This is a genomic window from Peptidiphaga sp. (genome assembly GCF_057238965.1).
Genome location: NZ_DBHHEV010000031.1, coordinates 18,757 through 23,664, shown reverse-complemented (window position 1 = coordinate 23,664; position 4,908 = coordinate 18,757). Strand labels below are relative to the sequence as shown.

The following is a 4,908-nucleotide window of genomic DNA, read 5'->3' as shown; positions in this document are numbered from 1 at the left end:
GCCGACGGCGTGCCGCCTCGCTGAACATGGCCCAAGGACGTGATTCGCACGTCCGCGCCGAGGCGATCCGGGATGGCCTCCGGGACCCGCTTCGCCGTGATCGGATTGCCTTGGCGGTCCTGCGCGCCCTCGGCAACGACGATGATCGAGTCCCTGCGCCCGGCGGCCCTGCCTTCGCGCAGTTTCTCGCACATTGGCGCCTCCCAGCCCTCCTCGGGGGGAAGCTCGGGAATGAACACGTAGTCGCAGCCGCCGGCTATGGCGCTCATCAGCGCCAGATAGCCGCATCGCCTTCCCATCACTTCGACGACGAACGTGCGCTGGTGCGAGGCCGCCGTCGAGGTAATCGCGTCGATCGCCTCAACGATCCGGTGAAGGGCGGAATCGGTTCCCACGGTCATGTCGCTTCCGACCAGGTCGTTGTCGATCGACCCGACGACGCCTGCCAGGTGCAGGCGCGGATGGGCGTCCGCCTGCTCGCGCGTGATCTCGCCCCGCTCGACCAGCTCGTCGAGAAGACCGGACCATTGCGCCCGAAGCTCGTCGGCGCCCGTGAGCGAGCCGTCGCCGCCGACGGCCACCACCCGGTCGATTCCCTTGGCCACCAGGTTCCTGACAGCCGCGCGCATGCCGTCGCGTTCCCGAAAGGCGTCGCATCGCGCCGTCCCAATGGCGGTTCCGCCCTCGTTGAGGATCCCCGAGACGTCCGACCACGTCATCTCGCGTATGAGGCTCCCTCCCTCGACGGCGCCCTTCCATCCCTCCATGACCGCGTAGGGCACGGCGCCCTCGTGGAGGGCTGTGCGCACGACCGCCCGCACGACGGCGTTCATTCCCTGGGCGTCGCCGCCCGAGGTGAGGACGGCGATCTTCCTCGGCTCGCCCGTCGTTGGCTGGTCCATGGTGACTCCTTCTGTGCGCTTCTGGCGGTTTTCGCCGATTGGCCGGCTCGGCGTCCACTCCCATTGTTGACGTTTTCCGGCCGAATGCCAAGAGCTGCAGGACCCAGAAATTCGTTGGACCTTTGGGTCAAATGCCGAAACTCAGTTGCGGAACTCTTCCGAGGCGCGGCGATTTGACTTCTGCAGGCATCCGCGGTCGGCGGGGGCGCTTGCGGCGGGACAGGCCCGCTGACTGCGGCGACGTCGGCGGGGATTCCCGCCGAGCCGCGCCGTTGCCCACAACGCTGCCCGGGACGACGTCGGTGACTGACGGCTGCGGGGCGTGTAGGGTACTGAGAGGACGCAAAAATAACGACGTCGTCGACAGCCGACGTCGATTGCTGCACGCGTAGCGGACGCCGCCTGAAACTCAACGAAGGGGAGAGCCATGGCTGAGAATGCGAACTCCGAGCCCGACAATCCGGATTCCGGAGATCCCGAAGAGGCCCGTGAGTTCGGCGCGCGCGAGGTCGGCGGAGAGGCGGAGAGCCGCCAAGCGGACAACCGCGGACTCAGCGCCGATAATGTCAGCGGAGAAGACGGCGCCGGTCAGCTAGAAGACGGCGCCGCCGATGCCGACGATCAGGAGCCTGGCAAAGCCCCGTGCGACACCTACCAAATCTTCGGCAAGGAGTTTCGAGACAGCCAGGTGGAGGAACTTGACGCCCTCCTTTCGAGCCTCGGTGAGGACATCGAAGGGCTTCGCGAGACGAAAGACCAGATGGTGGAGGCATTGCTGGCGATTCCCGACAGCCTTCCGGGCACGAACCTGGACGAAGCCGCAGAAGCGGCGGCGAAGGCCGTGGAGAAGAGACAGGAGGATTTCATTTCGCGCCTTGAGGAGCTTCGGGGCGACATCGCCGAGGAAGTGGACTTCGCCAAGTGGAGACACGAACTCGCCGACGGCAGCGACCGCCGGTCGGGCAAAGAGGACGGCGGCACGGCGTCCTTCGAGTGACACGGCCTTCGAACGGCGAATTTTCGAGCAAAGCGGCCTTCGAACGGCGAACTTTCCGAGCGACGCGGTTTTCTAGCGGCAAATTTTCAAGCGACGCGTTTCCAAGCGACGCGGTTTTCGTGCGATACACGCTTGGACGTGACGGGGCGGACACGCACCCGTCGCCCAAACTGTTGAATTTTCACTTCCTTTTCCCTCTTGAAGTGGCGTCCGCCACTGTCTACGATTTGGTTAAGTTCGGTTTTCTCGAGCACAGAGGCGGTGCGGGCCGAACGGGAAGGATGGGCAATGAAACGCAAGATTTTCCGTACGAGGACAGGGGTCTCTTTTGCAGGAGCCTGCGCGCTGGCGGCCAGCGCGCTCGTGTCGATTCCAGCGTCTGCGGCCGATTCGGGCTTCGCCGTCGTCGGGAGCCTGCAAAATGAGGTTTCGGGCTGCCGCGACTGGGACGAGAAGTGCACCCAGACTGAGATGACCCGCAACTCGCGGGGAGTGTACGAATACAAGGCGATTCTTCCGGCCGGGAAGTACGAGTACAAGATCGTCGGCGGGCATTCCATGGACAATTCGTGGGGCAACGGCTCGGCGAACATGCCGATTTCCGTGGCGGGAAGAACCAAGGTGACTTTCCGCTTCGATCCGAGGACGCACAAGGTCGGCGTCTGGATCCCCACGAAGGGCGGGTTCTCGCCCGAGGACGGAAGGCTCGTCAAAGCTCCCGGCAAGAGAGGCAACGGCGAGAGCTTCTACTTCGTCATGACCGACCGCTTCGCCAACGGCGACCCCTCCAATGACACGGGAGGCTACGGCTCCGACCGCATGGCCTCCGGCTTCGACCCGACTCACAAGGGCTTCTATCAGGGAGGCGACATCGCGGGCCTGCGCTCGAAGCTCGACTACATCAAGGGCTTGGGCACGACGGCGATCTGGCTCACGCCGTCGTTCAAAAACCGGCCGGTGCAGGGCTCGGGCGCAAACGTTTCGGCCGGATACCACGGATACTGGATCACCGATTTCACCCAGATCGACCCGCATCTGGGCACGAACGAGGAGCTCGCCCAGCTCGTTCGGGACGCCCACGCGCGAGGAATGAAGGTGTATTTCGACATCATCGTCAACCATACGGCGGACCTCATCTCCTACGAAGGCCAACAGGGAGGGTCGGCCCCGTACGTCACGAAGGCGCAATCGCCGTACAAAGACGCGTCGGGCACGCCCTTCGATCCGTCGAAGGTCAGCACGTTCCCGGAGATGTCGGCGCAGACGTCGTTCCCCTACGTTCCCAAGCGGACAGGCAAGGTCGTCCCCGACGAGCTCAACGACGTCACCCTTTACCACAACCGCGGCGATTCGACGTGGAACGGCGAATCGGTCACCTACGGAGACTTCGTGGGGCTCGACGACGTCATGACGGAAAACCCCAAGACGGTTCGCATCTTCGCAGACGTCTACAAGAAATGGATGGATTTCGGGATCGACGGATTCAGGATCGACACGGTCAAGCACGTGGATTTCGAGTTCTGGAAGAAGTGGGCGAAAGAGATCAACGACCACGCGAAGAAGTCCAACCCCAAGTTCTTCACCTTCGGCGAGGTCTACGACGGCGCGGCCACGGCGCGTGCGCCCTACACGTGGCGAACAGGCCTCGGGGCGACCCTCGACTTCGGCTTCCAGGAGGCGGTGACAGGCTACGCGGCGGGCAAGCCGAGCAAGTCCGTCGGAGACTTCTTCGCCACGGACGACATGCTCACGACGCCGACATCCGGCGCGGCCGACCAGCCGACCTTCCTCGGCAATCACGACATGGGCAGGGCCTCCTTCATGATCGCGGGGGCGGGCAAAGGCGACACCCAGGCCCGCACGATCCTCGCCCACAAGATGATGTTCCTCATGCGCGGCCAGCCGTCTACTACGGCGACGAGCAGGGCTTCATGGGCACGGGAGGTGACCAGGACTCCCGCCAGTCGATGTTCGCCTCGAAGACGGCCGAGTATGTCAACCAGCCTCTGGCCGACGGCACGCAGATGGGGTCGAAGGACCGCTATTCGACGTCGGCGCCGATATACAAGGAGATCGCCTCCGTCGCGAAGCTTCGCCACGCCCACCCCGGGCTCGAGAACGGGGCTCAGATCGAGCTGTACCGCTCCGACGACTCCCCGGTGTACGCATTCGCCCGAGTGGACAGGAAGCAAAAGTCCGAGTACGTGGTGGCGGTCAACAATTCGACCGCGCCCGCCAAGGCGAGGTTCAAGACGATGACTCCGAAGTCGGCCTACAGGGCGCTGTACGGAGCCTCGGGGTCGGTGAGGTCTGCGCGGAACGGCGAGGTGACCGTCAAGGTTCCGCCCCTCTCGGCGGTCGTCTACAAGGCCGACAAGAAGCTGGCGAAGGGATCGGGTTCGATTGCGGTCACGCCGGATTCGGGCCAGGCTCTCGTTCGGACGACGTCGACGCTTGCCGGCCAGGATGTCACTCAGTCGCTCGTTCCGGTCTCGGCCGACCTCGGCGCCAACAGGTGGGCGGAAACGACCTTCTCCTACAGGATCGCGGGAAGCCCCAAGTGGAAAGTCCTCGGGACGGCCGCCGGGCCTAAGCCGCGGGTCTTCCACGACGTCACCGACATTCCCGACGGGACCCTCGTGGAGTACCGCGCGGTCTCGGTGGACGCGAAGGGAAGGACGACAGTCGATTCGGGATTCGGCTCCGTGGGAGTCGACCAGTCCGCCGGGCGGACAGTCCGGCACACGCGCAAGTGAGGCGCGAGTGAGCGGGCGGAAAGGCGGCCCGCAAGCGCGTGGGCAGGACCGCGTGCGGATGCCGAGGCTGCGCCGCTGACCGCGGAGCCTCCTCGCGAATGACGGAGACGCCGACCGCCCTTCGGCAAGCTCGCCGTCCTCGGACGACAGGCCCCCGCTGACGAAGCGGGGGCCTGTTCCCGAATTCGCGTGTTTCCCTGGCCGCAACAGGGTAAACTGTATACGTTCCATGAAAACCAACGAATCGCGCATG

4 protein-coding genes are annotated in these 4,908 nt (G+C 64.6%); 3 read left to right on the top strand and 1 reads right to left on the bottom strand.

The window, feature by feature from the left end; genetic code table 11:
• Positions 1–902 (bottom strand): 6-phosphofructokinase (locus tag ACO48X_RS05345; RefSeq protein ID WP_485001089.1); only part of this gene is annotated, 902 nt, incomplete at its 3' end.
• 427 nt (positions 903–1,329) lie between these two features.
• Here ACO48X_RS05345 and ACO48X_RS05340 point away from each other — a divergent pair.
• The 3 genes from ACO48X_RS05340 to ACO48X_RS05330 all read left to right on the top strand — a co-directional run bounded on the left by ACO48X_RS05340 (position 1,330) and on the right by ACO48X_RS05330 (position 4,655).
• Positions 1,330–1,899: a hypothetical protein gene (locus ACO48X_RS05340; protein ID WP_485001088.1), complete on the top strand. Its 570-nt coding sequence runs from the start codon at positions 1,330–1,332 to the stop codon at positions 1,897–1,899.
• A 288-nt stretch (positions 1,900–2,187) separates the two neighbouring features.
• Positions 2,188–4,158 (top strand): alpha-amylase family glycosyl hydrolase, encoded by a 1,971-nt coding sequence (locus ACO48X_RS05335; RefSeq protein WP_485001087.1) that lies wholly within the window; start codon positions 2,188–2,190, stop codon positions 4,156–4,158.
• On the top strand, positions 4,059–4,655 hold the full coding sequence (locus ACO48X_RS05330; protein ID WP_485001086.1) for an alpha amylase C-terminal domain-containing protein: 597 nt from the start codon (positions 4,059–4,061) through the stop codon (positions 4,653–4,655). Before ACO48X_RS05335 ends, ACO48X_RS05330 begins: the two co-directional genes overlap by 100 nt.
• Positions 4,656–4,908 lie beyond the last annotated feature (253 nt).

Excerpts from the sequence above, each read along its gene's own strand:
- ACO48X_RS05340 (WP_485001088.1), top strand. The coding sequence starts at position 1,330 with ATGGCTGAGAATGCGAACTCCGAGCCCGACAATCCGGATTCCGGAGAT.
- ACO48X_RS05335 (WP_485001087.1), top strand. The coding sequence starts at position 2,188 with ATGAAACGCAAGATTTTCCGTACGAGGACAGGGGTCTCTTTTGCAGGA.